Origin of the sequence: Bradyrhizobium monzae, from assembly GCF_021458635.1 — a bacterium.
Taxonomy (GTDB): Bacteria; Pseudomonadota; Alphaproteobacteria; order Rhizobiales; family Xanthobacteraceae; genus Bradyrhizobium.
The window spans coordinates 129,890-154,662 of record NZ_JAIRDQ010000005.1; the positions used below are offsets into that span (position 1 = coordinate 129,890).

A 24,773-nucleotide genomic window follows, 5' to 3' on the forward strand; every position below is an offset into this window, starting at 1 on the left:
AGCCCGGATTTCGCGCGATCGCTCACCGCAAAATCTCGCGCCGCACTTCGCCATCGACGCCGTGCGGCCTGACGCCCAGGATCTGCATGATGGTCGGGGCGACGTCGAGATTGCGCATGCGGCGGATGGTCGTGTTGTCGCGGATCCCGGGGCCTGAGGCGATGAAGGTTGCGCTCATCACCGGCAGCTTGGGATCGTGGCCGTGGGCGCCGTAGAAATTCGGCATCGACAATGCGGTCGTGGCCGCGTTGAACGGCGCATCGCCGAGGCGCGCGACGCCGGGGCTCTGGATGCCGTCGAAATTGTAGCCTGGCGCCATCAGCGCGAACACATCGCCGAAATCCTGGCCGATGGTCTTGCTGGTGCACTGCCCGAGCCCGGCCTCGCACTGCGCGGGGCGGGTCTCGACCACCGTGAAGATCTTCGCGTTCTCGAGCGAGCCGTTGAACTTCGGATTCGGGTCGACCGCGTTCTGCACGGCGGCGGTAATCTGCGCCAGCAGCGCCTGGTAGGTGGCGGGATCGACGGTGCCGCCTTGCTCGCGTTGCTGCAAATTGATGTAGATGTTGGCCGCGGGGCCTGAGGTGCGGATCGCCAGTTTGGTGGTGTCGATGCCGGCATTCTTCAGGATGTTGGTCATGCTGACCGAGGTGTGGAACGGCGCAAAACCGTGGTCGGACACGACGATGACGTTGCTGTCGGGGCCGGCCGCATCAGCGATGCGCTTCACCGCCTTGTCCGCGGTCTGATAGGCGAAGCGGATGTAGGAGGCGTAGCGCGCGACTTTCGCCGGATCCTGGTTGGCGCCGATCGAGTTCGGGTCTTTCGGATTGGTGCCCTGACGGGGATCGGTGAGCAGGAACTGGTGCTCGGAGCCGTCGGGCTGCTCGATATAGACCATCACGAGGTCGGCATCGGGATGGTTCTTGATCGCGCGCTCGGCGATCTCGGCCTGGTAGCGCACGAAGGTCTTGACCATGTCCTCGAACATCGCCTCGATCTCGACGTCGGGAAAATTGGCGAAGCCCGGGCTCAGCCGCTCCGGGATGCGGAAATCGGCCTGCGGACGCCAGAACCCGATGCTGCTGTTGATGTCGTCGACATCGGCCAGCACCGGCGCGTTGCGCGGGATGAAGTTGGCGCCGTAGCGGGCGAAGCGCACCACCGAGAGATCCGGCGCGAGCTGCGAGACGAAATAGGCCGCGCCGACCCTGGAGCCGCTGCCGTCGAAGAAGAACGGCGCGTTCTCGCCGCCGAACTTGACATAGGCCGGTCCCGTCGCCGGCGGCGCGAACGGTCCCGCCGTGATGCCGCGCGTGGCGTCGAAGAACACCAGCGTGTCGTAGTTCACCTTGTTGTCGTTGGTGGTGTCGAGCGCGGCAACGCGGATCGCGTATTTGAGATCGAGCGTCGCCGCGCTGGTGCAGGTTGCGGTCGTGGCCGACGCGCAGGAGAACGTCTCGATCGGATTGGACGTTGCCAGCACCGGGCTGAACGAGAAGCGGCCGGCCGCCTGCAGCGCCGCGGCCACCGCCGGATCGGGTGCGAAGTCCGTCTGCGTGAGCGAAAAGCCCTGAGCGCCAAGGCCGCCGAAGGCGCCGAAGGGCACGGTGTAGTCGGTGACGCGGACCGGCTGCGCCGGCTGCACCACCGTGCCGTTGATGAAGATGTCGGCGCCGTCGCCGCCCGGCCAGGTCGCGGTGACGACCTTCTTGCCCTGCTGGCGCAATTGCACCCACAGCGGCAACGCGGTCGGCCGCGGCGTGGGGCCGAGCGGGCTCTCGCGGTAACCGCCGATCGGCGCGGCGAAGCCGCTGAGGCTCGAGGTGCTCGGCCCGGCGATCGCCTGGAACGTGTTGGAGGGGATGTCGTTGTGGACGGCGGTGGAGCCGGTCGCAATTTCGATATGCGAGACCGCGGTGAGCGAGGGCGAGGCCGTGATGTTCTGCACGGCAATCGCGCCATGGCGGCTCAGCCGCGCCAGCCCGCCGTCGCGCGGCAGCACGCCTTCTGCGATGAACTGCTGGATGAAGTCAGGCTTTGCGCCGTCGAGCGAGATGATGACGACCGGCGGCGAGCGATGTCCGTGATGTCCGCCGTGATCGTGGTCGCGCCCGTTGTCGGAACCGCGGTCGCGGTCGTTGCCGTCTTCATCGGCATAGGCAGGCACAGCAGTGCCGGCCAGCGACGCCGCGAGCGAGAGCGACGATATCAGGGAGAAAAACCTTTTCTTGTCCACGTGCTGCCCCGTGTTCTTGCTGCACAATCTGTGCGCGTTTCACCTAGAATGACACGCCGAGTATCGAGTGCGGCCGACGACGCGCGTATGACGCTTGAGCGACGCGCGCGCGTCGCTGCGCGATCGTTGTCGCAAGAGTCCAACTCAATTTCTCTCGCGCGAGTGGTGGAACCCGGCAACGCAGGCCTGCGCCCGCGCGCCTTGAACGCTGCGAACTCGTTCGTTACGCTTGAGAAAAATCGGGAGGGGCGGGTGAAGCAGCTGAGGATCGGCGACATCACCATCGATACGGTGATCGAGCGGGAAGGGCCGTGGCGGCGGCCGCAAGATTTTTTCCCGGCTTATGACGACGGCGTGTTCAAGCACCATCTGCCGACCATGGAGCAGGAGGTGTTCGACGCCGCGCGCGGCATGATGGTCATCACCTATCAGACGTTCGTCGTGCGCACGCCGCGCTACACCATTTTGGTCGATACCTGCACCGGAGAGGACAAGGGCCATCCGCCGCCGTTCGACTTTCCCGGCAAGGAGCGCTGGCGCAACGAATTGTTTGCGCTCGGCATCGGCTTCGAGCAGATCGACTACGTCTTCTGCACGCACCTGCATATCGACCACACCGGGTGGAACACGACGTTACGCGATGGCCGCTGGGTGCCGACATTCCCGAACGCGAAATACGTCTTCCACAAGGGCGAATATGCGGCCTGGGAAGCCGAGAACGCCAAAGGCAACAATCCGCCCGGCACGGTCTTTCGTGATAATTGCTTGCCGATCGTCGAGGCGGGGCAGGCGCTGCTGGTCGACGATGACTATGCGCTGGACGACACCGTGACGCTGACGCCGACGCCCGGGCATTCGCCCTGTCATTGCTGCGTGAACATTTTCTCGAGGGGACAACGCGCAGTGGTCGCGGGCGACCTCATGCATCATCAGATCCAGTGCCGCGAGCCGGACTGGTCGGCGAAGCCCGATTGGGATGCCCAGCAGTCGGCGGTGTCGCGACGGAAGTTCTTCGCTTCCGTCGCCGACACCGACACGCTGATCCTGCCGATCCATTTTCCGGCGCCGACCGTGGGCCTGATCAAGCCGCTCGGCGCCGCCTTCGATTACCGCTTCAAGCGGGAGTAGGGCGACCGCACTTCGGTGGTCCAAGCTTGGGATGGTCTAGTAAGTGTAGAACATCCGCTGGATTTCCTTGCTGTCGGTCGTCTTGGTCAGCGCCAGCATCAGCAGAATTCGTGCCTTCTGCGGATTGAGCGTATCCGAGACGATGAAGTCGTGTTCGTCGTCCTTGGCTTCCCCATTGCGCGCGACGATGCCGTTGCCGACACGGCTGCTGCGAACGATCGCGACACCTTTCTTGTGGGCCTCGTCGAGAGCCGGCTCGACCGCGGGCCGGGCAAGACTGCCGTCACCCACGCCAGCATGCACGATCCCCTTGGCCCCGGCGGCGACAAAAGCGTCGACCGCGACGCGGTTCATGTTGGCATAGCCGTAGACGATATCGACTTGCGGCAGGGTGTCGAGGTTCGACACGTCAAATTCGGAGTCCATCGTGTGCCGGCGCGTCGATTGGCGATAGAAATACGGTTTGTTGCCCTGCATGTAGCCGAGAAAGCCGAGTTCTGGCGTACGGAAGGTGTCTGCCGTCGAGGTGTTGTTCTTGGTGACCTCGCGCGCCGCGTTGATCTGATCGTTGAGAGCGACGAGCACGCCCTTGCCGACCGCCTCTTCACTGCCCGCGAGGATCACCGCATTGAACAGGTTGATTGGCCCGTCCGCGCTGATCGCTGTCGAGGGCCGCATGGCGCCGACGATGACGACGGGCTTTTTGCTCTTGACGACCAGGTTCAGGAAATAGCTGGTTTCCTCGATCGTATCGGTGCCGTGCGTGATCACGATCCCGTCGACATCGTCTTGCGCGAGGAGCGTGTTGACGCGCTTGGCAAGCTTCAGCCAGTAGTCATTGTTCATGTTCTCGCTGGCGATCTGGAAGACCTGCTCGCCCTTGACGTTGGCCACCGTCTTCAGTTCGGGAACGGCGTTCAGGAGGGTGTCTATGCCGACCGTGGCTGCGGTGTAACCGACCACGGTGGTGCTGCTCGCTCCGGTGCCGGCGATCGTGCCGCCAGTTGCGAGAACCATGACGTTGGGAAGACCGACGCCCCTCGCGTTCGCGGCTTGAAGACTAATGAGCAGCGCAAAGAGCAAGCTCACTGTCGCCAATATCTGATGACGCACTCGAAGTTGCCACATCTTGACGTCCCTTTCCTGGAATGCCTCGTCGATGCGCCCCCGTTCGCTCAGCACTCCATGATCCGTCAGCCGCGGCTATCTGTCTAGGGTTGTGATACTTCGAATGGATTGGTTCGGGTGGTCCAGTGCGCGGAACGTGGATGGCCGGGACATCTGCGCGAAGACGCGCTTCGCGCTTTGGCCCGGCCACGACGGAGTTCGTTCGCTGAATGCCCGCTAAAGAAGCAGCGAAGTCGTGGCGCCTTACGCGCCCATCTCGCACTTCTTCATGAAGCTGTTCTTGGCGGCGCCGGCGAGGGCCTTGCCGTCGGAGCCGACGGCCTTGGGCGTGCAGGCGTCTTCCTTGCACTTCTTCATGAACGAGGTCTTGGCTGCGCCGGCGAGCGCCTTGCCGTCCTTGCCGACGGCCTTGCTCTCGCAGGTGTCGTCAGCAAGCGCCGAGCCGGCTGCAAAGGTGGCAACGATCGCAGCCAGGAAAATTCGCTTCATCATGGGTGTCTCCCTAAACCAAAAGATGGCGCGGGAATTGGAGCCCGGAATCGTGGCGCAATCAAGCAGGATCGCGGCGCGGCATCGGTCCTCGCTTCATTTTTTCCAACGATCGAGGATGCCTGCGGCGCTGACGAGGGCATCGTCCATGGCGGCCTGATTCCCCGGTGCCGACTGCCGCAGCGACGATGGCTCGTCGAAATCATGGGTGGCGCCGGGATAGAGGGTGACATCGATGGGGCTGCCCGCCTGCCGCGACCGGTCGGCGACGTGCTGGCAGATCGCGGGCGAGACCTCCTCGTCGTCGGCACCGAGGAACATCGCGATCGGCGCTGTGGTCGAGATGGTCGATGCGAGCAGGGCGGTCTGGCCGCAGCCCGGGTAGAACACGAGGGCGCCGCGAAAGCCTGGCTGGTCGCCCTGCTGGTTTCCTTGCTGGTTTCCTTGCCGGATCATCACGTTCAGCGCGGTGCTGCCGCCGTTGGACCAGCCTTGCAGATAGATCTGACCGGCGACGACATCGCGGCGGCCGCGCAGGTAGGCGAGCGCGCCTTCGGCGTCGAGCGGGCGCACATTGGTCTCGTTGACGTCGGCGCGGTCAGGGTCGCCATGGGTGAAGCGGCCAAAGCCATTGGCCTTGCCGCGCGGGCCAAAACTGTCCGGCAGCAAAGCGAGGTAGCCGCGCGCCGACCAATAGTCACCCCACATCGCATGGCGCTTCGACAAGGTGTTCACGTTGCAGGGTGAGGCGGTGCCGGCGCCAACGAAGGTGCAATTTTCGTTGTCATTGCTGGAATACGGTCCGCCGCGCCCGTGCAGCATGACAATGGCGGGCCAGGGGCCGGGCGTGCTCGGCTGGAACAGATAGCCGGTGAGCGTCGTGCCGCCGTCGGCGCTGCGGAAATAGACCGTCTGTGGCACGGCGGAGACGGCTTGCACCGATAGCAGCAAGGCTACGATCAGACGACGATACGGACCAGATGAGGTTGCAATACGAATCCGCCAGGCTGCAACGCAATCAGACCCCGCGCGCGAGCAACGCCTTGAAGTCGGCGCGTGCACGCTGCGCTTCGGCACGGGCGACCTCGGAGGCGTCCCCGAGGCCGAAATAGCCATGGATCAGCCCGGCGCCCTCATGATGCTTCACCCGCACGCCGGCGGTCTCCAGCGCCCGCGCATAGGCTGTGCCTTCGTCGCGCAGCGGATCGTACCAGGCGGTGGTCACGATCGCGGGCGCGAGGCCTGCGAGCGAGGCGGCACGCAGCGGAGAGACCCGCCAGTCGGCGGCGTGACCGGCGTCAGCGAGATAATGGCCGGCGAACCATTCCATGACGGCACGCGAGAGGAAGTAGCCTTCGGCGTTCTCGGCGCGCGACGGAAAGCGCGCGTTCTCGCGCGCGTCGGCATAGAAGCCGACGACGTCGGTGACGGGATAAACCAGGAGCTGCGCGGCAAGCCTGATCCCGGCGTCGCGGCAGGCGATTGCGGTGGCGGCCGCGAGATTGCCGCCGGCGCTGTCACCGGCCACGCCAAGACGCTTGGCGTCGCCGCCAAATTCCGCGACACGGTTGAACACGTCGCTCGCAGCATTGAAGGCGTCCTCGAAGGCGCCGGGAAAGCGCGTTTCCGGCGGGCGGCGATAGTCGACGGAGACCACGACCGCGCCGATCTCGATCGCCAGATTGCGCGCCTGCCGGTCGTGGGTCTCGAGGTCACCCGCGACCCAGCCGCCGCCGTGGAAGAACACAACGGTGGGCGCGGGCGCGCTGCCGGCGCGATAAACGCGTGCATCAAGTGGCCCGGCGCCGCCCTTCACCCTGATATCCTGCACGGCATCGACGGGCGGCGGCGGTACGGCCGCGCGCGAGGCAGCCAGTGCGCGCAAGGCATCGCGGGCGCTCTGTGGCGTCATCGTCGCGGGATCGCGCAGCGGCAGCAGCGGAATGATCTGGGCGATGACGGGATCAAGCGGTGCGGCCATGATGGGATCCTCACGGGTGTGGCGTGGCCACAGGGGTTCTTGGTCTTGCTTGCGGGTTAGCATAGATTTCGCGGGTCGCATCGGCAACCGCAGAGGTGTTGCAGATGCCATGCAAATGAATGAACGGGCAGGGAGGTCCTGAGGTGGAATTCGAAACGCTGGTCCAGTCGCGCCGCAGCGTGCGCGGTTTCAAGCAGCAGCCGGTGCCGCGCGCCGTGGTCGAGGCGATCATCGATAGCGCCAAGCGCGCGCCGTCGTCGATGAACACCCAGCCCTGGCATGTTCACGTCCTGACAGGCAGCCCGCTGGAACAAGTGCGCCGCCGCAACATGGAGGAGATGGTCGGCGGGGCCAAGGTCAAGCGCGACATCATCAGCCATGGCGAGTACCAGGGCGTGCATCGCAGCCGCCAAGTCGACATCGCCAAGAAGCTGTTCGGCGCGATGGGGATTGCACGCGACGACAAGCCGATGCGGCAGGACTGGGTGCTGCGCGGCTTCCGCCAGTTCGACGCGCCGGTCTCGCTGGTGCTGACCTACGATCGCGTGCTCGATCCCGGCGCCGTCTGCCATTTCGATCTCGGCGCACTCTGCTATGGCATCGTGCTGGCAGCCTGGGACCGCGGGCTCGGCTCTGTCGTCAACGGGCAGGGCATCATGCGTTCCGACATCGTGCGCGAAGTCGCAAAGATCCCGGAAGACGAGGTCATCATGACCTGCGTTGCAATGGGCTATCCTGACGACAACTTTGCCGCGAATGCCGTTCGTTCGGATCGCGAAGGCAATGACGAGTTCGTCCGCTACGTTGGTTTTGCCGACTGACACCCAAGAGGCCGGAGGAGATTATTCCCTCGCGAAATTTTTCGTGCGGACTCGTCACGGCCTCTTGCAATCTTTGCCGTGCAGGAGGAACAATATGAGGACTTGAAGGTTTGTTGCTGGCGCGAGGGAATTGACATGCGGCGGCTGGCTAGCCTGGTTCGATGGTTCTTCGGTCCGCGGATGCGGCATCCGATCGATGATGATCCCAGCCTTCCTTTTACACCTGAAGAGTTCAGCAGGCTGGTCCGCAGTGGCCGGCGCGAAGACATGAAGCTGCTCGCCGAAGGACTGGCTTGTCGCTCGATCCCGCGCCGCATCAAATATCGGGCGACGCACTAGACGCACCCGTGACGTTGTTGCCCGCCCGCTGGTTTCGCGCGCGCTCAGCGTGACAGTGCGAGCTCCTTGAAGGATGCGACCAGCGCCTTCTCCAGCTTTCCGGTCATCCCGCAGAGAATATCATAGGCCTCGTTGCGCGGCATCGTCGGCTTGTCGTGCGGTGCGCTATCAGCGCGGCGAAAAAGTCCGATATCGTGAGAATGCGCACGATGTCGTTGATGCTCTCGCCGACCAACGCATCCGGATAGCCGCTGCCGTCGGGGTTGATAGGCCTGGTTATGGTTCGCGCGTTCTGCGCGGATGACATCGCCATGATTACGGTTGGACGACGTTGATGAAGTTCGATCCTATTTGCTCTGGGCGCCAGTCTGCGCAGCCGCCGCCCGCTTCTTCCTGTCCGCGCTGATGAAGTGAACGCCGGCCATTGTGCCGTCGATCCAGACCAGCTCGCAGCGGCGGTAGGCGAGACCCGTCGACGACAGCACCAGGAAGAACTCCTTGGCCTGCAGCACGTCGAGTGTGCCTTCGACCTCGATCTTGGCGCCGGTGTTGGACACGTCGAGCAAGACGCAGCTGCGCCGCCACGTGCCGTCCGATCCCATCAAATTGACGGGTTGCCGGTGCTCCATTTTCACGCGAGAATCCTTGCGACCGTCGAATCTCATCGGCTGTTCCCCATTTTCGCGCCGCGATTTCCCGGATCGTTTGTGTTGGCGCTTGCTGCGATTTCCCCCCAGCGCACCGCCCACTGGCTGGTCGACAACAGAAGCATTTCGAAGATGAGTTGCGCGCGCTCGCGCTGGGCGAACGAGAGCCGCGCGCCGCTGCGATTGCTCAGGATCGCGAGCGTGGTCGCCCAGTTCAGGCGCGCCGCCCGGCACGCCATCACCAGGCCCTCGCAATCGTCATCGCTCATGACATGTTCGACGATCTCGATCGGTGCGCCTGATAGTACCGACAGGGCGGCGAAAAGATTGGCGGTCTCGCCGCGGATCGCGAAGCGGTTCACAGTGGAATCGTTGAGCTTGCCGACGCGGCTGAGCGCAATGATCTCGGGCCGCGCGTTCGCGTAATCGGCCGAGCAGCGCGGCTTTGGCGGAGTCGGTACGGCAGCCTGCGCGGGAGGAACGGCGGAGGCATTGGGTTTGGCGGGGGCTGTGGAGAGCAGCTTCCGCACGATCAAGTCAGGGGTGCCGGGCCGCAGCACCAGCGCCTTCGCAATCTCGCCGTCCTGGTCGGCCGCGGCGAGGGTGGCAAAAGCGGCCTCGGAGAATTGTGTTCCGGGGTTCTTGATCAGCGCCAGACAGATATGCTCGCCGCGCCTGATCAGCGCCTCGGCCACATCGGGCTCGACGCAGTCACGCGCCGCGATCGCGCGTTGATGCCGTTCGCCGCACGAGGCCGCGATCACCGCAAGATCGGCCGTGGAGAGTGCCTGGGATCCGAGCAGCACGGGACACGCCACGTCCGCGTTGTCGTGGGAGGCAAGGCGCCGCAATGTCTCCGGCGGAGCGACTTTGAGATCGGCAAGAGTCGTGCTGAGTTGGATCAGCGCACTCGCCTCGACCCGTTCTGTCAGTCGCAGCAGAACGCCATCGACCACGCCGGAAAGCAGTTCCTGGGAACGATCGCGGCTGCCGGTGAGCAACTGCACAATGCCGGACAGGATACGCGCGCAACGGTCCCGCGGACAGGTTGCGACCGCTTCCTCCAATTCACCCAGAATATCAGCAGGCGAATTTGCCATCATGGCAGGGGCCTGTACTCAAAATAAATTTCGACGAACTAACGCCCTCCATTCCGCCCTATATGCGTTAATTTGAAATTGAGACATCGCCGCTGCGGGGTATCAGCGCACCGCCTGTTTCGCCGGAAACGCTATCGAAATTTGGCAGGAGGCGACGCCGCTCCTTGTCCTTTGCGTTGGACCCCCGCCAACTGGTCGAGGCGGGCTCGAATGAGTCTGTCGGTCTCACGGGGAGCCGGAAGGGGGAATTCAGATCGGCGCATTGCCGAACACGCGTCGTTTCCTGGCGCGTATTTTCATTTGCCATGAACAACATTGATGCTGCGCCACTGGCGCCAAAGATATTTCGTTTTGCAGATGTCGATGAGTTTCGCAACGCGATCCGCGGCCTGAATTTCGAGTTCACGCCGTTTGTGCGAAGGATCGCGACCGAGCAGATCATTCTGCAATTGCCCGGCTGCGACGTGAACATGACGCGGGCATTTCCGCGCGTCGTGGACGCGCAGCTCATTGCCGACTGCACGGCGGTTGGCTTCGCGATGGACGATCTCGAAATCCCGATCCGCTTCAACGGCGCGCAGCGCGACCGCGCCGTCATCGTCATCGGCAGCAGCGGCGCGGCCTACAACACGATCGAGGAGGTGCAGCGACAAATCGCCTCGGTCGTGTTCAGGCCCGAGGTGAAGGATCGCGGCTGGCCCGAGACGAGCTCCAGCTTCAAGATCTTCGAGACCAGTCCCCTGGCGCTGCACTGGCTGCGGAAGGTGGTCAGGGAAGTGCTGGCGGCTGCGTCGGAGCCGATCTCTTCAGCCGAGGCGCCGCTGAAGGCAGCGGCGATGAAGGAGTCCCTGCTCGGTGCCGTCGATGCCGCGTTCGCCAATGTCGTGCCCGCGCGCTGGACCCAGCGGCCGAATGACGAGCGGCAGTTCAAGCTGTTCCAGGATATCCGTGCGCTGTTGTCCGACGATCTCTCGCAGCCGATCTACAGCGAGGAGATTGCGCGCAAGCTCGGCCTGTCCGTCCGCACCCTGCACGACGTCGTGCGCCGCTATCGCGGCATGAGCCTGCACCGCTATTTACGCCTGCGCCGCCTGTGGCTGGTGCGCCAGCGGCTGCTCGCCGGTGCCGACAGCGTCAAGGCCGTCGCGCTCGCCTTCGGCTTCTGGCATCTCAGCGATTTCTCCCGCAGCTATCGCGACCAGTTCGGCGAGGCGCCGTCGCAGACGCTGGAATTCGGGCGAAAACGATAGCGCTGCAAATCGGCTGGGGCCGTCCCGCGCTTTTCGTGCTAACCTGCAGGACATGAGCAATCGCATCCTCGTCCTCTACGGTTCCTACCGGTCCGACCGCATGGGCATCCGCCTTGCGAATTTCGTCATCGATCGCCTGCGCGGCCGCGGCGACGAGGTCGAGTTGATCGACGCCAAGGCGATCGGCCTGCCGATGCTCGACCGCATGTACAAGGAATATCCCAAAGGTGCGGCGCCCGAGGCGCTGGAGAAGCTCGCCGGCCAGATCCGCGGCGCCGACGGCTTCGTCTTCGTCACCGGCGAATATAATTGGGGCATTCAGCCCGGCCTGAAGAACCTCACCGACCACTTCCTGGAAGAGTGGTTCTGGCGGCCGGCCGCGATCGTGAGCTATTCCGCCGGCCGCCTGTCCGGCGCGCGCGCTTCGACCGCGTGGCACGGCACGCTGTCGGAAATGGGCATGGTGGTGATCTCGAGCACCATCGGTGTCGGGCCGATCGCGCAGACGCTGTCAGCCGAGAGCGAGCCGATCGGCGAGGGCGGCAAGGCGCTGGAACGCTCGTTCCCGCGCTTCGCCGATGACCTCGATTGGTGGATCGAGGCGGCGAAAGCGCAACGCGCGCGCAAGCCGCCGCCTTATTGAACGCTTGCGGCTTACGCCGCCCTGACTTCGCCGAGGAAGCGGTCGAACTGGCCGGCGAGATCGCGCGACTGCGTCGAGAGCTGTTCGGCCGCGCCGAGCACCTCCTGCGCGGCGGCACCGGTGTCGTCGGCGGCGCGCTGCACGCCAGTGATGTTGGTGTTGACCTCCTGGGTGCCGCGGGCAGCCTCCTGGACGCTGCGGGAGATCTCCCGGGTCGCCGAACCCTGCTGCTCGATCGCGGCCGCAATCGCGGTGCCGATCTGGTCGATCTCGGCGATGACGTCGGCGACGTTGCGGATCGCGGTGACGGTCTCGTCGCTCGCGGCCTGGATCGCCGTGATCTGCTCGGAGATCTCGGTGGTGGCCTTGGCGGTCTGGCCGGCCAGCGACTTCACCTCGGACGCGACGACGGCAAAGCCGCGGCCGGCGTCGCCGGCGCGGGCGGCCTCGATGGTGGCATTGAGCGCCAACAGGTTGGTCTGTTCGGCGATGCTCTGGATCAGCGTGACGACGTCGCCGATCTTCTGCGCGCCGTCGGCGAGCGCGCGGGCGGTGTCGCCGGTGCGGCGGGCGTTGTCGACGGCGCGGGCCGCGATCTCGGTCGATTGCGCGACCTGACGGCCGATCTCGGCGATCGAGGAGGTCAGTTCTTCCGTCGCGCTTGCGACCGTCTGCACGTTGGTCGAGGTCTGCTCGGAGGCGGCGGCGACGACCGCGGCCTGGCTGTTGGTCTGTGCGGCTGTCGAGGTCATCGACTGCGCCGTGGTCTCCATGGTGGAGGAGGCGCGGGACAGGCCGCCGACCAATTCGGTAATCTTGGCTTCAAATGCGCGCGTGAGTCCATCGAGCGCCTGGGCCCGGCGCATCTTGCCGTCGCTTTCGGCCTGCTTTTCGGCGGCAAGCTTGTCGGCCCGGATCATGTTGTCCTTGAACACCCGAACTGCGGAGGCCATCGCGCCGATTTCGTCGGAGCGCTCGGCGCCGGGAATCTCTTCCGCAACGTCGCCGTCGGCGAGCCGTGACATCCGCGTCGTCAGGCCGACGATCGGAGCGCAGACGCGGCGGCGGACCATCACGATGAGGCCGGCGCTGGCGATCAGCACGGCGAGGAGGCCTGCGAGTGCGATCGTGAAGCTGGTGTGCGCGGCGGCGGACGCGCCGGCGAGGATCTGCTCGGCGTTGTCGTAGAAGGCGTCGCGGACGCCGATGATGGAGCCCAGCCCCTTTTGTGAGGCTGCGTAGTAAGTCTCGACATCGTGCTCGTACTTGCCGCTGATGGCGCCGTCTTTGACCATCTTGAGCTCGGCGCCAAATTCCTCGACATAGCGTGCATTCATTGTCTCGAGCGCGGCACCGACATTGGCCGGGGTCGCGGGATTGCCGCGCAATTCCATCAGCGACATCACGATCTGGTCGCTGCGGCCCTGCATGCGGGCGACATCGGCCTTCTCGGCATCGGTCCCAACCTTCTTGCCACCGACCAGGTTCTTGTGCACGCTGGCATTGAGGCCGCCGATGTCGCGCAGCGTCATGGCGATGTTGGCGGAGTTGGACTGGCGGTAGGCATCGCCGTTGAGGATCGCCATGCGGCGGACCTGCTCGTTGAGCAGCGCGGTCACGCCGGCGTTGAGCACGGCATTGTCGGCGACGATCTTCCTGGCGGCGTCCTTGCGCACATCCGCCGGTCCCGCGATCGCCTTGTCGATGGCGTCGCGCAGGGCGCCGAATTTCGAATTGATGCCGTCGATGTGGCTGCCGAGGGCGTTGCCGTCGTCGAAGGAGCCGGGCAGCTCCTTGCGCAGCGCGTTCATCTTGTCGCGCGCGCCGTCGGTCTGCTTGCGCAGCTTGTCGTGTTCGGCGAGCTGCGCCGGGTCGACGGTCGCCGGTCCGTAGAGGATGTTGGTGGCGAAGCCGCGCTCGGGGTTGAGATAGCGCGGGATGTCGCTGACGGCGCGGACGATCGCGAGCCGCCCTTGCGCCTCGGCGATCCTGTCCATCGTCTGGTATTTCGTGACGGCGACGTAGACGGCGAGGCCGCCGCCGACGGTCGAGAGCGAGACGATGGCGGTGGTCAGCAGCGTACCGATTTTCATGATCTGTCCGGCAATTGGCGCGGGGAGAATTGTTTTGCTCGGAAGATAGGCAGGCGACGTTAATCTCGGGTTTACGCTGGTGGCCGCCGATGTCGCAGTCAGTTGGCCTTGCGATCGAGAGAAGCCAGGATCTCCAGCGTCGCGCCGTCGCGCTCGCCGGCGAAATATCTGGCGAGCGCCTCGTCGAAAACAGGCTCGGCGGAAACCGCGCCGAACAGTGTCATCGACGAGCGGAATTTGGCATCGTCAGGCGCGCCGAGGATTGCGTTGATGGTTCGCCCGTCGACGGCAAGCACGAGGCGGGTGCATTCGATCAGGCGTGGGCCGAGCACGGGGTGGGCGAGGTAGGCCTCGGCCTCCGCCCGGGAGCCGATGGCGTAACGTTGCGACATGGTGCTGAGGCCGAGGCCGGCGACCTGCGGGAAGATGAACCACATCCAGTGAGATTGCTTCCGGCCGCGGGACAGCTCCGCCAAAACGTCGCGAAAAACCGGGTTCTGGGCCCTGAGGAAGCGCTCTAGATCGAAAGGATCGGTCATTGGATACCTCCCGTGGTCTTGCCGGCCGCGATTATGCCTAACTTTTGGCTCCCAATGTGGTAGTTGGTACAGAGTCTCCGGGCGGGGGTTGGGCCCCCCGGGGGTCGATTTTGGGGATCTAATGGTTTCCGACCGCGCAAGCGCCGAAAGGCTGTTGCCGCGCCGCCGAATTGGGCGAGCCGAGACAATATTGCTGTCTATGGCTGCGCTCGCGCTGGCGCTGGGCGCCGCCGCGTGGGTCACCGATATCGGCGATTCCACCCCGTTGGTCACCGCCGCGCTGCCGCCGGCCAATTCCCCTTCGTTCAACGACCGGTTTACCTCGCTGTCGGGCAGCCAGTCCGGCGTGCGGAGGCTGGAGCGTTCGGCGCTGAACGTGGTGGAGCTCAAGCTGCGCGATGCCAAGGCGATGCTGGCCCAAAAGCTCCAGGGCGACGACTGGCGCTCGACCCTGACCGACGACGACCGGACAGCGGTTGATGAGAGGCAGTCTTCGCAACGTGCCGACGCCGTGCCGATGCCGCGCTCGCGGCCGGTTCAGGCGGATCTCTCCGCCCAGATCGCCTCCAGCCAGGCCTTTGCCGATACCAATCCCAGGGTCGACAACCGCAACTTCTTCGAGAAATTCACCGACAAGATCAAGCTGGCCTCGCTGACGCCGGACAGCGGTCTGTTCCTCAAGGCGCCGGATCTGGGCGCGCTTGGCTACGACTCGCGGACAGCGGTGTATGACATCTCGGCCAAGGCACTCTATTTGCCGAGCGGTGTCGCGCTGGAGGCCCATTCGGGCATGGGCGCGCTGATGGATGACCCCCAGCATGTCGACCAGCGCATGGTCGGCGCGACCCCGCCTGCAACCTACGACCTCAAGCCGCGCGAAAAACTGTTCCACGGTGTCCGCGCGTTGCGCTTGACGCCGACCGACGGCACCAGCGCGCTTGGCCGCGTCGGCCTGCTCACCCACACCTACATGCTCGGACCACGCGGCGATTCCAACGGCTGCGTCTCGATCAAGGACTACGATCGCTTCATGAAGGCCTATGACAATGGCGAGTTCAACCGCCTGGTCGTGGTGCCGCGCCTGAGCGGATCGGCGACCGTTGCGCAGCGCGCCAGCTCCGATTCCTGATATTCGCCGGACGGCGGGGCTGCCGTTTTCCCTTCGTTAAGCCGTTGTCGTCCAGAAGCAGCCCATGAGTGATCCAGCAAGCTCCGAGACCCCGCTGCGCACGACGTTCAAGATCAAGCTGAACGGTGACACGCTGGCGATCGCGACTGTCGGCCAGGCCTATCAATTCCTCACCAACTTCAAATCGGTCGAGTGGATGGAATTCCGCTCGCTGCATGACGACGCCGTCCACGCGCTGGAGGGCGCCGCCGACAATGCCATCCTCGTGGTGCAGGCAACCAACGCGGTACGCGCGCTGTTCGTGAGCGCGAAGCTGCTCTGAGCAAACGTCGTTCTCCTCGAACCGGCTTCGCGGCTGCCGCGACGAAGCCATGACGCGCGCACGCGCCGAGGAGACTCCGCGGAAAGACTCTGGATTGCTTCGCTGCGCTCGCAATGACGAGGTGAGAGCGCTGGCCTGAACAATCCCGTGCCTCGGATGCGCTGCGTCCGGGGCACGAGAGTAAGCGATAGCTCAATGCCTGTCGCCGCTGTGGCCGTCGTCATCGTCGTGGAAGTCGTGGTCGCCGCCGTGGCTGAAGCCGGGATCGACGCACGCAAAGCTGGCGGCATCGCTGGTCAGGCCGTGGCCCTTGTACGCGGGAATCCTGGGATAGGCGCAGAGCGGCCGCGTGCCGCCGGTCGGGAAGTTCTGCGCAATGCGCGGATCGAACACGCCGCCGGTCGGGTAGGGCGAGGTGGTGTTGGTATTGGCCGCGACGATGCGGTCCGGCGCGATGCCGTTTTCGACCCAGTCCGTGATCGCCCTGAGCTCGTTGGTCGCGAAGCTCGTGGTGGCCGCGCCGCCGCCGCAATGCGCCATGTTGGGCACCATGAACAGCCGCGCGAAATCGGTCGCGTGATTGTCCATGCGCTGGTTCATCTTGCGGTACCAGCGGGCGATCGCGGCGCCTGAGAAGATGCCGTCATTGACCGAGGACGAGATGATCAGCTTGCCGCCGCGCGACCTGAACGGACGCAAATCGGTTGCAACTGCCGCCATGAAGTCCATCGAACTTTCAGGATAGGCCGCGGTCTTCGTGAAGATCTTCGGCGCGTCGGTGTCGAAGTTGAATTTGAACACGAAGGCTTCCTGGCCGGTCGGTCCGTTGACGGGCGTGACCACGGGCGGCGTCTGGAAGATCATCGGGACGGCGCCGGCGCCGAGCGTCAAATTGATCGCGGTGTTGACGCCAGGCACCGGCGCAGTGACGACGTTCCAGAATTGCCAGCCTGCGCCCGGCGCGGTCGGCGGCGTCCAGATGCCGGCATCCCAGAACCAGTTCGAATAGAGCCGCTCGCCTTTTGAATTGACCGGCCCGGTGTAGATCTTCTTGAGCACATCGACCTGCGCGCTGGTGAGGCAGGTGCCGCCATGCGGCGTACTGCCGTGCGAGCCGGTGCCGCACGTGTAGCTCGCGAGTGCCGGATACACCTTCCTGGCCGTGCAGGCGTGGTAATTGTCGATGATGCCGTCGACCAGGCCATCGAGCGCGTCGCAGGCGCTCAGGATCGCAGCCGATGCCACCTGAAGGTCCTGCTGCGGGAATGTGTCGGGAATATAGGGTTGGCCGTTGACGTCCTTGCTGGTTGAAAGCGTTCCGAGCACCTGTTCGTTCCAGGCTTCCGCAAGGCCGGCCTGCGGCAGGTTGAAGCCGGGATTTTGCGAGATCACGCCGTCGAACAGCCAGGGCGATCGTTGCGACGCGACCATCGCGTCGCGGCCGCCGTTTGAGCAGCCCATGATGTAGGAATAGACGGTCTCGAGGCCGTAGAAATAGGAGATGATCTGCTTGGCGGTCGTCGCGGTCTTTTCGATGCCGTTGTAGCCGTAGTCGCGGCGTGCCTGCGCATCGATGGCGAAATGCGCGGAGCCGCCGGCATTGGCGTCGTCGTCCTGATAGCCGCCGACCACGTTGGTCGCACTGTCCTCGTGGCCGCCGTCATCGGCCGCCACCGCCCAGCCCTGGCCGAGCTCGACGCCGGACGCACCTTGCGGGTCGGCATTGAGGCTGCCGTCGGTGCCGCCGCCGCCCATCATCTCGAAGCGGCCGTGCCAGGTGTTGGGCAGGTTGAGCGCAAAGCCGATGCCGTAAGTGAAGTGATCGGGGTCCTGCGTCGAGACGCGCTTGTTGATGATGCCGACCACGTTGCAATAGCCCGACTTCTGCGTCGCGCTCAGGATCTGCGTGTTCGGCAGGGTGAGCCCGGTGAGGGCGGTGCAGGACGAGCGCGGCGCCACGCCGCTCGGCGGCAGTCCGTGTGCGGCCGCCTGCGGGCCGAGAGACGCCCATGTGGCGACGATCGTCGAGGCGAGGAAAAATCGTTTCATGTCATGCCCTCCCAGTTTCAACGCTGATGATTGAACGAAAGCATCCGGCGCGCCGCGAACTTGCGAGGCGTCGGGTGGCCAGAGACGTTTTCTGAATCGCTGTCGGGAGACATGCGCGTGCGCCGGCAAAGAGCCATGACGCGATTGCGGTTGCGCGCAAAACCGCTCCGCCGCGATGCGCTGTGGCACGCGGATCGTCGCCCACCCCTGATGACGGCACGGACGTTCGCTCCCCTTGAACCTGCTCGTGGTACGGCAGGCTTTCACGATCCTTAGGCGAGCCATGTTGCCGTGTCAACATGACGCAATGCGCGATATTGCCGTGCAACCTGTCGTAGAAGCTGTATGCACGAGAGGCGGGATCCCACTCGACTTCTCGATCCGACAGCGTTGCGTTAGACTCGCTGTCCGAATCCCAGGGATACCGCCGGATCGCCTATGCCGGCTTTGCGAAAGATGGCGGCGATGCAGCCAGGCAAGGCTCGAGTGAGGAAGAAGCCACGAGTCAGGAAACGGATCGCGCGGCCGCAGCGGACGGCACGCGTGACCAAGCCGTCGCGACCGGCGCCGCGCATCGTGCCCGGCACGAAGACGGCCAAGGCGAAACCGCTTGCGCTGGGCGACCTCTCGCAACTGCTCGGCTATTCCATTCGCCGGGCGCAGCTCTGGATCTTCAAGGAATTCAGCCGGCAGTTGGCGGCCTTCGAGATCAGTCCCGCCCAATTTTCAGTGCTCTGCGTGATCGACGCCAATCCCGGCGTCAACCAGCTCGCGGTCGCGCAGCTGCTATCGATCGAGCGGGCCGGGCTCGGCAGGCTGGTGGATCACCTGGAGGGCCGCGGCCTGGTGCGGCGCACGGCGTCGGCGGTCAACCGCCGTTATTACGTGCTCTATTTGACCGAGGCCGGCACGGCGCTGCTGGGCCGGCTGAGGCCGGCGGCTGCCGAAAGCGACAAGGCACTCGCGGCCAAGATCGGACCGCGCGCCTATAAGGAGTTGCGGCAGGCGCTGTCGATCTTTCTCGGGGACGCCTGAGCGATCCGCGACGTCCGGATCTGGCAGGCCGCCCCCTCTTTGTCATGGCTAAAACTGCGTGGCAGGAACAGGCAAACGGTCCGCCAGGACCGTGGCTTACGCCGGCCATTTCAAGCCCGACTCAGAGGGAGAAACCCCACGATGAAACGCCGTACATTCCTCAAGGGCGGCGCGGTCGCCGGCGCGACAACGCTGGTTGCTGCACCTGCGATCGCGCAGAGCGCGCCCGAGATCAAATGGCGCCTGACCTCGAGCTTCCCGAAGTCGCTCGACACCATCTACGGCACGGCGCAGACCTTTGCGAAATACGTCGCTGAAGCCACCGACAACAAGTTCCAGATCCAGACCTTCGCCGCCGGCGAGCTGGTGCCCGGCCTGCAGGCGCTCGATGCCGTCAGCGTCAACACCGTCGAAATGGCGCAGACGCCGCTTTATTTCTACATCGGGAAGGAGCCGGCGCTGGCCTACGCCACCGGCGCGCCATTCGGCATGAACCACCGCCACCAGGAATCCTGGTGGTACTTCGGCGGTGGCGCTGAGCTCACCAACGAGGCGCTCAAGCCGTTCAAGACCCACGCCATCCTCTGCGGCAATTCCGGCACCCAGATGGGCGGCTGGTTCCGCAAGGAGATCAAGACCGTCGACGATCTCAAGGGCCTCAAATTCCGTATCGCCGGCATGGGCGGCCATGTGCTGGCGCGGCTCGGCGTGGTGCCGCAGCAGCTCGCGGGCGGCGACATCTATGCGGCGCTGGAGAAGGGCTCGCTCGACGCGGTCGAGTTTGTCGGGCCCTATGACGACGAGAAGCTCGGCTTCCAGAAGGTCGCAAAATATTACTACTTCCCAGGCTGGTGGGAAGGCGGCGCCATGCTGCACATGATCGTCAACGACGAGAAATGGGCGAGCCTGCCGAAGCAGTACCAGGCGATCGTCAATCAGGCCGCGTCCGCGGCCGGGGCCTGGATGCTCGAGAAATACGACAGCGTGAACCCGGCGGCGCTGAAGCGCCTGATCGCGAACGGCGCCGAGCTGAAGGCGTTCCCGCAGCCCGTGATGGAGGCCAGCTACAACGCGACCCAGGAGCATCTGAACGAGCTCGCTTCCAAGAGCGACCTGTTCAAGCGCACCAAGGACAGCCACGACGCGTATCAGAAGGAGCTGCTGTTCTATACGCAGATCGCTGAGAATTATTACGACAACTATCTGCTCAGCAAGATGCGCAAGGGTTGAGCGCACTGGTCTCTCGTGGGCAAAGGCGCAGTTGCGCCGTGCCCACGTTCTTTGCGTCACTTGCCATTGGTGGGCACGCTGCGCTTTGCCCACCCTACGGCACCTACCGTGTGGCTGCTTTACGCCGCGCCCAATCCCAGCTTCGCATAAATCCGCCGCGCATAGACGCCGAACGCGTCGGTCGTCTTCAGCGGCAGGTCGCGCGGGAAGGGCAGGTCGATCGGGAAGTAATCGGCCATTTTTGCGGGGCCCGCGGTCAGCACTGCGCAATGCGAGGACAGGAACACGGCTTCCTGGATCGAGTGGGTGACGAAGATGATGGTCTTGCCACTCTCGCGCCAGATCCGCAGCATCTCCAGATTCATCTGCTCGCGTGTCAGCGCGTCCAGCGCGCCGAACGGCTCGTCCATCAGGATCAGCTTTGGATCGTGGATGAAGGCGCGCGCGATCGCGGTGCGCTGCTGCATGCCCCCGGACAGCTCGCGCGGATATTTCTGCTCATAGCCGGCAAGCCCGACCAGATTGAGCAGATCGCGCGCCCGCTCGCGCGCGGCCTTGATCGGCAGGCCCACGATCTCGGCCGGCAGCAGCACGTTGTCCAGGATGGTGCGCCATTTCAAAAGCAACGCCTGCTGGAACACCATGCCGATGTCGCGGGTTGGATCGAACGGGCTGTTGGCATTGCCGATACTTACCGTACCGCCGTCCGCGCCGTGCAAGCCCGCAAGAATCTTCATCACCGTGGTCTTGCCGCAGCCGGACGGGCCAACCAGCGAGACCAACTCCCCCTCCTGCACGTCCATCGTGACGTCGGACACCGCGAGAAATTCGGCACCGCCGCTGCGATAGACCTTTCGGACGCCTTGCAGGCTGATGAAGGGTTTTGAGCTCATGCCAGCCATTTGCTCAGATTGTCGGCTACGAAGGCATCGTCGCTGAGGTCTGCATGCTCGCGGGTGATGCGGTCGATTTCCTCCTTCTGGCCAGGGCTGAGGCCTTCGTTCGGATCGAGGCACCATAGGCCCTGCATCAGGCCCTGGCGCCGCAGTATTTCGTGGCAGCCGGCGATGCAGCCGTGAAAATTATTGGCGACGTCGAAGAAGGCGCTATTGCAATCGGTGACGCGGGCATCGAGCGCGAGCAGATCGGCCGGCACGCTGTCCCTGTGACGCGCCGCCTTGCAGCGTTCGAACTGCTTGATGGCGCTCGCGGTCCACACCGACCAGTGGCCGAGCAGGCCACCCTTGAAGTAGGTGCGCGTGGTGATGCCCTTGTCGCGCAGGTCGAACGGCAGCATCAGGTCGAGCAGGATGTGATCATCGTTGCCGGTGTAAAGTGTGACGCGGTCGAGCGCGCCGGCGGCTGCGACGCCGCGCAGCACGTCGAGCGTGCGATAGCGGTTGAACGGCGCGATCTTGATCGCGATGACATTGTCGATCGCGGCAAAGCGCTGCCAGAACCGGCTCGACAGGATGACGCCGCCGACAGCGGGCTGAAGATAGAACCCGACCAGCGGGATCTCGGCGGCAACGGCCGTGCAGTGCCCGATGATCTCGTCCTCGGAGGCGCTCTTCATCGCGGCGAGGCTGAGCAGGCCGGCGTGATAGCCGATGTCGCGCGCGGTGCGCGCCTCGGTGATGGCCTGCCGGGTCGGGCCGGCAAGGCCCGCGACCATCGCCAGCGGACGCTTGGTCCAGTTCGCGGCGGTTTCGGCGGCGAGCTCCAGCACGGGCCGGTAGAGCCCGACATCGCGGATGGCGAATTGCGTGGTGTGCACGCCGACGGCAAGGCCGCCGGAACCGGCGTCGATGTAATAGCGCGTCAGAGCGCGCTGATGCTTCTTGTCGAGCTGGCGCCCGGCGGTCAGCGCCAATGGATGCGCCGGCAGCACGGTGCCCTCGGCAATCAGCTTGCGGACGTCGCTGTTGATCTGGCTATAGTGCATGGTGTCCTATCCGAATTCGGGGCCGGCGACGGCGAATGGCATTTCATCAGCCATGGTGGTGGCGGGACCAAACCGCATCCGTTGGAACGGCCGCTCGATGGTCCAGCCCGAGGCAGTCAATCCTTCCAGGAACGCGGCCTGCGGGGTGACGGCGTCGATCAGCAGCGGGCCGGTCTCGGAGCGTACGATCGTATCAACCAGGGCCAGCGCTGCCGCGGCATTGTCGGCGAATAGCGGGCCGAGGTGGCGGGCGGTCCGGCCGTCGCGAACCAGCGCGATGGCTCCGTTCGCGGAGACGATGCGCGAGCCGGAGCGCTGTGCGAAAGCGGACAGCAGCGCGGTGCGATCGAGCCCGGTCGCCCGCCGGTCACGCGCGCGAAGCGCGTCGATGCTCCCGGATGAAGATGGCGGCGCTTCGGCGCGCGCGGACTTCACCAGCTTCAACCGCCGCAATTGCAGCGTCGGCGTGAAGCCGAGCGGCCCATAGACGGCAACGCCGTCCGGCGTCGCGTCGAGCCAGCTGGTCATGCCGTTCTTGCGTGCCGTCTCCAGGCAGGCATCGACCAGGCGCGTGGCGAGGCCGCGCCGGCGGTGGCTGGCCGTCACCAGCACCATGCTGATCCAGGCGTTGTTGCCGGAGTAGGGCAGCAGCGCGGCCGTTGCGACCAGTAGCACGCCGGTGCGAATACCGAACACGACGCCGTCGCGCAGGAAGACGCGCCAATCCTCCTCGGTCTGGTTCCAGTGCGCCTCCGTCGAGAGCACAAGCCCCGCCATGGCATCATCCAGGCCGAGCTTGATGACGGGAGGCCCGTCAATAGCGGCCATCGCGCACCTCGTATTTGGTCGGCTTGCCGAGGCTCGGCATGGCGCGGGAGACCCAGTCCGCGGTCCAGGCGATCAGCTGCTCGGTGTCGACGACCGGCAGGCCGAACAGTTCGACAGCTTTCGACGTGTCAGTCAGCCACGCCGTCGGTTCTTCCTTGCCTGTCAGCACCGGCGCGCGGCCGAACCGCGCGCCGAATTTCTGGGCGAGATCGCGCACCGCCAGTATCTCGTGGCCGCTGACATTGATCGGCGAGGTCGGCGCCGTGCAATGCGCCAGGCACCGTAGCGCCTGCGCGGACGCGTCGCCCTGCCAGATGAAATTGACGTGGCCGAGGCTGACGTCGATTGGCGCACCCGTCAGCACTTTTGTCGCGATGTCGTGCAGCACGCCGTAGCGCATGTCGATCGCGTAATTGAGCCGAAACAGGCGGCCCGGCGTCGATAATCTGTGCGAGAAATACTCGAACATGCGCTCGCGGCCGACGCAAGACTGGGCGTATTCGCCGGGCGGGTTCGGCGCCATGTCCTCGCTCGATCCCTTGCCGTCGACGGGCACGAACGGATAGACGCAGCCGGTCGAGAACGCCACGATCCGCGACGACGGGAAGGCCTGCGCCACCAGCGCCGGCACATGCGCATTCATCGCCCAGGTCAGCGACAGATCGCCCTCGGCGCCGAACTTGCGGCCGGCCATGAAGACGATGTTCGGCGCCTTCGGCAGCGCCTTGATCGCGGTCTCATCCAGCAGGTCGCAACTCATGGTCTCGACGCCGCGCGCCTGCAGCCAGTCCTTGGCGTCAGCGTCGCTGAAGCGGGCGACGCCGATGACGCGGCGTTCGGGGGCGGCGGCCTTGGCAAGCCCCGCCAGCGTCGGCCCCATCTTGCCGGCGACGCCGAGGATCATGATGTCGCCTTCGACCTTTTTGAGGTCGTCGATCAGCGCCTGCGTCGGACGGCAAAGGAGATCATCGAGGGCCGCAATATCAGGGATCGTCTTCGGCAGCGTCTGGCGGGTGAGGAGCATGGGGGAAGTCCTTCAGCTAAGTCTGCCGTTTCAGGTTTGTCTTGCATCGCCCACGACGAACATGCGTTCGAGCACGAGCACCAGGCCGTAGAGGGCGACGCCGAGCAAGGTCAGCAGCACGACGGCCATCACCATCGCGGGCGTGTCGAGCGACGACTGCACCTGGATCATGAGGTAGCCGAGCCCGCGCTCGGAGGCGATGAACTCGCCGACGATGGCGCCGGCGACCGCGAGGATGGCGCCGACCTTCATGCCGGAGAACACGTAAGGCAGCGATCCCGGCAACTGGATCTTGCGGAATAGCGTCCAGCGCGAGCCGCGCAGCGATTTGACGAGATCGAGCAGATCGGGCTCGACCTCGCGCAGGCCCCGCGCTGTCGTGAGCAGGATCGGGAAGAAGCAGATGCTGAAGGCGATCAGGATGTTCGGCAGGATGCCGTAGGAGAACCAGACGATGAAGAGCGGGCCGAGCGCGACCTTCGGGATCATGTTCAGCGTCACGAACAGCGGCAACAGCACCAAGCTCAACAGCGGCGCCCAGCTGAAGATCACGGCGAGTGCCACGCCGACGAAGGCGCCGAGCGTGAAGCCGCCGAGGATCTCGAGCGCCGTCACCAGCGTATTGGCGCCCCAGGCATAGCTGGCGGTTCCCAACGTATGCACCGTCGCAAGCGGCGAGGGCAGGATGAATTTCGGCACGTGGAAGGCATCGACCAGGACCTGCCAGAGCACGAGCACCGCCAGATGCACGATCAGGACGATCGCCACGCTGCGCGCCGGACTGCTGGCTCCGTCACCTGTCACCGTCTGCTCC

General features: G+C 64.9%; 24 protein-coding genes and 1 pseudogene. 9 read left to right on the forward strand and 16 right to left on the reverse strand.

What is annotated here, in order from left to right; all coding sequences use genetic code 11:
- Positions 1-22 precede the first annotated feature (22 nt).
- Positions 23-2,239 (reverse strand): alkaline phosphatase family protein, encoded by a 2,217-nt coding sequence (locus tag K3F49_RS19880; protein WP_234682642.1) that lies wholly within the window; start codon positions 2,237-2,239, stop codon positions 23-25.
- 252 nt (positions 2,240-2,491) lie between these two features.
- Here K3F49_RS19880 and K3F49_RS19885 point away from each other — a divergent pair, with 252 nt between their 5' ends.
- Positions 2,492-3,367: an MBL fold metallo-hydrolase gene (locus K3F49_RS19885; RefSeq protein ID WP_234682643.1), complete on the forward strand. Its 876-nt coding sequence runs from the start codon at positions 2,492-2,494 to the stop codon at positions 3,365-3,367.
- Positions 3,368-3,403: 36 nt separating this feature from the next.
- Here K3F49_RS19885 and K3F49_RS19890 read toward each other — a convergent pair whose 3' ends face one another.
- The 4 genes from K3F49_RS19890 to K3F49_RS19905 form a co-directional block, all read right to left on the reverse strand.
- Positions 3,404-4,495: a type II asparaginase gene (locus tag K3F49_RS19890; RefSeq protein ID WP_276575401.1), complete on the reverse strand. Its 1,092-nt coding sequence runs from the start codon at positions 4,493-4,495 to the stop codon at positions 3,404-3,406.
- A gap of 243 nt (positions 4,496-4,738) precedes the next feature.
- Positions 4,739-4,987 carry a hypothetical protein gene (locus tag K3F49_RS19895; protein ID WP_148777798.1) on the reverse strand — a complete coding sequence of 83 codons (249 nt, stop codon included), beginning with the start codon at positions 4,985-4,987 and terminating at the stop codon, positions 4,739-4,741.
- 93 nt (positions 4,988-5,080) lie between these two features.
- Entirely contained in the window at positions 5,081-5,905 is an 825-nt protein-coding gene (locus tag K3F49_RS19900) for a dienelactone hydrolase family protein (RefSeq protein ID WP_234682645.1), read from the reverse strand.
- A gap of 97 nt (positions 5,906-6,002) precedes the next feature.
- On the reverse strand, positions 6,003-6,965 hold the full coding sequence (locus tag K3F49_RS19905; protein ID WP_234682646.1) for an alpha/beta hydrolase: 963 nt from the start codon (positions 6,963-6,965) through the stop codon (positions 6,003-6,005).
- A gap of 143 nt (positions 6,966-7,108) precedes the next feature.
- Here K3F49_RS19905 and K3F49_RS19910 point away from each other — a divergent pair, with 143 nt between their 5' ends.
- Together K3F49_RS19910 and K3F49_RS19915 are read left to right on the forward strand one after the other, a co-directional pair.
- Positions 7,109-7,786, forward strand: coding sequence for a nitroreductase (locus tag K3F49_RS19910; protein ID WP_234682647.1), 678 nt, complete (start codon positions 7,109-7,111; stop codon positions 7,784-7,786).
- 135 nt (positions 7,787-7,921) lie between these two features.
- Complete coding sequence (locus K3F49_RS19915) at positions 7,922-8,125, forward strand: hypothetical protein (RefSeq protein WP_234682648.1); 204 nt, start codon at positions 7,922-7,924, stop codon at positions 8,123-8,125.
- A gap of 44 nt (positions 8,126-8,169) precedes the next feature.
- Here the strand turns inward: K3F49_RS19915 and K3F49_RS19920 are convergent.
- The 3 genes and pseudogenes from K3F49_RS19920 to K3F49_RS19930 all read right to left on the reverse strand — a co-directional run.
- Positions 8,170-8,384: pseudogene (locus tag K3F49_RS19920) on the reverse strand (HD domain-containing phosphohydrolase); the annotation flags it as partial.
- A gap of 88 nt (positions 8,385-8,472) precedes the next feature.
- Positions 8,473-8,790, reverse strand: coding sequence for a PilZ domain-containing protein (locus K3F49_RS19925; protein WP_234682649.1), 318 nt, complete (start codon positions 8,788-8,790; stop codon positions 8,473-8,475).
- Positions 8,787-9,875 carry a DUF2336 domain-containing protein gene (locus tag K3F49_RS19930; protein WP_234682650.1) on the reverse strand — a complete coding sequence of 363 codons (1,089 nt, stop codon included), beginning with the start codon at positions 9,873-9,875 and terminating at the stop codon, positions 8,787-8,789. The genes K3F49_RS19925 and K3F49_RS19930 overlap by 4 nt, the downstream gene beginning before the upstream one ends.
- Positions 9,876-10,177: 302 nt before the next feature.
- Between K3F49_RS19930 and K3F49_RS19935 the strand changes: the two genes are divergently transcribed.
- Together K3F49_RS19935 and K3F49_RS19940 are read left to right on the forward strand one after the other, a co-directional pair.
- A complete protein-coding gene (locus K3F49_RS19935; RefSeq protein ID WP_234682651.1) occupies positions 10,178-11,122 on the forward strand; it encodes a helix-turn-helix domain-containing protein in 945 nt (314 codons plus the stop codon).
- Between the two features lie 52 nt (positions 11,123-11,174).
- On the forward strand, positions 11,175-11,765 hold the full coding sequence (locus tag K3F49_RS19940; protein WP_234682652.1) for an NADPH-dependent FMN reductase: 591 nt from the start codon (positions 11,175-11,177) through the stop codon (positions 11,763-11,765).
- Positions 11,766-11,776: 11 nt separating this feature from the next.
- Here K3F49_RS19940 and K3F49_RS19945 read toward each other — a convergent pair whose 3' ends face one another.
- Positions 11,777-13,858, reverse strand: a complete 2,082-nt coding sequence (locus K3F49_RS19945; protein WP_234682653.1) for a methyl-accepting chemotaxis protein — start codon at positions 13,856-13,858, stop codon at positions 11,777-11,779.
- 98 nt (positions 13,859-13,956) lie between these two features.
- Positions 13,957-14,397: a DUF1810 domain-containing protein gene (locus K3F49_RS19950; protein WP_234682654.1), complete on the reverse strand. Its 441-nt coding sequence runs from the start codon at positions 14,395-14,397 to the stop codon at positions 13,957-13,959.
- 190 nt (positions 14,398-14,587) lie between these two features.
- Between K3F49_RS19950 and K3F49_RS19955 the strand changes: the two genes are divergently transcribed.
- Entirely contained in the window at positions 14,588-15,526 is a 939-nt protein-coding gene (locus K3F49_RS19955; RefSeq protein ID WP_234682655.1) for a DUF2778 domain-containing protein, read from the forward strand.
- A gap of 64 nt (positions 15,527-15,590) precedes the next feature.
- On the forward strand, positions 15,591-15,848 hold the full coding sequence (locus tag K3F49_RS19960; RefSeq protein WP_148777784.1) for a hypothetical protein: 258 nt from the start codon (positions 15,591-15,593) through the stop codon (positions 15,846-15,848).
- Between the two features lie 192 nt (positions 15,849-16,040).
- On the opposite strand, the gene K3F49_RS19965 is transcribed toward K3F49_RS19960, so the two are convergent.
- Positions 16,041-17,897, reverse strand: a complete 1,857-nt coding sequence (locus K3F49_RS19965; RefSeq protein WP_234682656.1) for a tannase/feruloyl esterase family alpha/beta hydrolase — start codon at positions 17,895-17,897, stop codon at positions 16,041-16,043.
- Positions 17,898-18,440: 543 nt separating this feature from the next.
- Here K3F49_RS19965 and K3F49_RS19970 point away from each other — a divergent pair.
- Entirely contained in the window at positions 18,441-18,932 is a 492-nt protein-coding gene (locus tag K3F49_RS19970) for a MarR family winged helix-turn-helix transcriptional regulator (RefSeq protein ID WP_234682657.1), read from the forward strand.
- 141 nt (positions 18,933-19,073) lie between these two features.
- Positions 19,074-20,162, forward strand: a complete 1,089-nt coding sequence (locus K3F49_RS19975; RefSeq protein ID WP_234682658.1) for a TRAP transporter substrate-binding protein — start codon at positions 19,074-19,076, stop codon at positions 20,160-20,162.
- Positions 20,163-20,281: 119 nt separating this feature from the next.
- Here K3F49_RS19975 and K3F49_RS19980 read toward each other — a convergent pair whose 3' ends face one another.
- The 5 genes from K3F49_RS19980 to K3F49_RS20000 are packed head-to-tail and all read right to left on the reverse strand — an operon-like array spanning position 20,282 to position 24,763.
- Entirely contained in the window at positions 20,282-21,064 is a 783-nt protein-coding gene (locus K3F49_RS19980; protein WP_234682659.1) for an ABC transporter ATP-binding protein, read from the reverse strand.
- Positions 21,052-22,107: a dihydrodipicolinate synthase family protein gene (locus K3F49_RS19985; RefSeq protein WP_234682660.1), complete on the reverse strand. Its 1,056-nt coding sequence runs from the start codon at positions 22,105-22,107 to the stop codon at positions 21,052-21,054. Before K3F49_RS19985 ends, K3F49_RS19980 begins: the two co-directional genes overlap by 13 nt.
- A 6-nt stretch (positions 22,108-22,113) precedes the next feature.
- Positions 22,114-22,935, reverse strand: coding sequence for a GNAT family N-acetyltransferase (locus K3F49_RS19990; protein ID WP_234682661.1), 822 nt, complete (start codon positions 22,933-22,935; stop codon positions 22,114-22,116).
- Positions 22,922-23,959 carry an NAD-dependent epimerase/dehydratase family protein gene (locus tag K3F49_RS19995; RefSeq protein WP_234682662.1) on the reverse strand — a complete coding sequence of 346 codons (1,038 nt, stop codon included), beginning with the start codon at positions 23,957-23,959 and terminating at the stop codon, positions 22,922-22,924. The genes K3F49_RS19990 and K3F49_RS19995 overlap by 14 nt, the downstream gene beginning before the upstream one ends.
- A gap of 30 nt (positions 23,960-23,989) precedes the next feature.
- On the reverse strand, positions 23,990-24,763 hold the full coding sequence (locus K3F49_RS20000; RefSeq protein WP_234682663.1) for an ABC transporter permease: 774 nt from the start codon (positions 24,761-24,763) through the stop codon (positions 23,990-23,992).
- Positions 24,764-24,773 lie beyond the last annotated feature (10 nt).